Source organism: Pseudomonas sp. GXM4 (assembly GCF_008923895.1).
Lineage (GTDB): Bacteria > Pseudomonadota > Gammaproteobacteria > Pseudomonadales > Pseudomonadaceae > Aquipseudomonas > Aquipseudomonas atacamensis.
This window is the reverse complement of sequence record NZ_WBRZ01000445.1, coordinates 1-2,483: the sequence shown is the minus strand read 5'-3', so window position 1 is coordinate 2,483 and position 2,483 is coordinate 1. Positions and strand designations below refer to the sequence as shown.

Here is a 2,483-nt window from a genome sequence, read left to right as displayed (position 1 = left end):
TCTCAGACAATAAGGCTCTGACAAAATCAGCGTCAAATTCCATTATCCAACCAATGGCATCCTTGATTTTCCACTGGTGAAGTTCCGGATGTTCAACCATTGCGATCAAATGCTGCTTCAGCAGCGGTAGGTACTCTGAATACTTTTCACGATGCACGAAAGAATATATTTCCGATATTTCAAAAGGCCTCTCGTTGGCCAGAGCGATTATTTTTGAAAGCACATCATATACCTGACGCCTCGCTAATTCCTTTCCACTGACCTCAGCGGCATTTGCGAAATACATCGTCACTGCCATCAATATATGCCGATATGTATCATCGTACCCATGGAGTCTATGGGTATAAATACCCTCAATAATCTCTGGGCGACGCATATATTCTTCCAGCACTATCAAGCCGTTATGGACGCCCCAGCTGGTGAGAAGTTTAGAAGCCTGAAAACGCTCCATTTCATTCCCACTGTTGAGCAGTTGCCTCACTGCGGCCATTCTTTCTTCTGAAATGTCTTCTCGGTCAAGGTCACCCGCCTCCACAGCGTAATCGGCGTGTTCCGGAATACCATTGAGCAGTTCGTATGTTTTGGGATCCATCGCCTTCACCTATTTTTTCACCGGTTTAATGTAGTCAGCCGGAACACAACCTTTGATCAAACATTCCCCATCCCTCGCAGCGTTTGCCAAATCTGTCTCTGCTCTGTCTAATGAGGTTTGATTTTTTGGCGTGGGATTGTTCGTAAATTTATCACGCGCCGCATCGACTTTCGTCTGCAACTCCGTTGTCACTTCCTGATTTGTCAAAAATTTAGTGTTTGGCAATACACCGGAATCAATGTCCTGTTGCAATCTTTTTACGTCAATCTCAATTTTGTTCGTACCGTAATCTTTTGGGTTTGACGTTGTGCTCGGGTCGGTAACAGAAATATACGGCGAGTTTTCAGCGTTACCACCGCGTACATGTGATTGAACGCTACCGGTCCCGTCTATATTTGGCGGAACTAAATCGCCATTTTCGTTAAGATGCGCTTTCGGTTTTCCGTTTCCATTCACGGTGGCACTGAAATCGTCATCGCTGCGCACAACAATATCACCCGCGCCCTTTACGCCTCCAGACCCACCAAGATTACCGTCGACATCTGGTGAATGAGAAGCGCTGTTTTTGGTCGTTCCTTTGCTACCGCCCGGTTTACCACCGCCCGCGACATCTGCGGCTACGCCTGCGGCATCTGCCCAAAACGCGGCGCTTTCACCATCACGCTGAACTACAATCTCTCTGATGATCGTGTTTTGCGCAGTTTGGTTATTCTCCGTAATGATCCAGCCTACGTTTGCAGCTGCACCTATATCCCCACTGAGCCTCAGCTGCTCTGCCAGTTCGCGAATTTTTGGCTGATCGGCTAGGAGCTGATCCGAAAGCTGCTTGCAGGCACTCAAGTTTTTCTGACAGAGGCTACCCAACTCCGCATTTCGCTGCTCATCCAGATTGGCATAACGCTCTCGCACTTCTGCTTTGCACGTCTCGGATGCGCATTTTGCTTGCTCATCCAGCATTTCCACGATTTCGTGGTGCATAAGGTAGTTGTAGTTAGTAGCGTCCTTCGCAATAGTCGCTCCCTCTTGAAGGTTACCGTCGCTTACGGCTGCCGCAGCGATACCCACTAGTTGGGAGGACATCGACAACAGGTTGCTGTCGTTCTTGACCAGCGTCGCCAACTGTGTAACCAGAGCCTCATTTGCACCCGCCGCCAATGCACCCGTTTTGAAATCGCCACCCGCAGCTTCAGTCAGCAACCCTCCAACAACCGCGTGCAATGCGATTTTTTCGAGACTGCCGTCTTTCCAGCCCTGTTTAGCAGCAAAATCGCCTACAGCATTGAATGCCGCCGCGTTCAGAGTACTCAACAGAGCGCCCGTCAACGCATTACCGAAATCCGCGTGCTGACCGAAAGTCGCGCCCAAAACAGTGGAAGTCATGTTCTGCAGCAGCTGGTTACCGGCGAAACGGCCAATGCCTTCCAGACTGCTCAAGTCAGTCATGACTTGGCCGGTTATCGGATTTGTTGTGGTCTTGAGAATGCTGTCGAAGTAGCCCGCCGTCAGGCCAGCAGTTACTCCTGAAATAACATAGCCAGCCAGCGCATCAGAAGACGTTACATCTTTGAATACAGCGCCAAGGTTGCCACCGTTATTGATAAAACTGGTGGCGGCATTTGTCGCTGCTCCGGTAGCTACAGCAGCATAAGATGCCGCCCAGAACGTGCCCATCCCACTCATCGCCGTCAAAGCTGCCGGTCCAACAACCGCAGCCATCACGATCGCAATGATCATTTGGGACGCCGGGCCAAGCCCCGAGTTGCTGTATTTAAACGACTCGTGAATCTCCTTCACGCGCCGCCAATCAACATCTCCCCGAGCCTCCGCATCCTTCAACCACGCCAGTTGCGGATCAGCCTTGACCATCGCATCAATGGTCTGGCTGACGGAC

The 2,483-nt window shown here is 50.5% G+C and carries 2 protein-coding genes; both read right to left on the bottom strand.

What is annotated here, in order from left to right; translation table 11 throughout:
* Positions 1 to 592, bottom strand: a 592-nt coding sequence (locus F8N49_RS27220) for a hypothetical protein (protein WP_151553271.1), incomplete at its 3' end; no start/stop codon positions are given.
* 9 nt (positions 593 to 601) lie between these two features.
* On the bottom strand, positions 602 to 2,483 hold a 1,882-nt coding region (locus tag F8N49_RS27215; protein WP_164568632.1), incomplete at its 5' end, for a DUF637 domain-containing protein.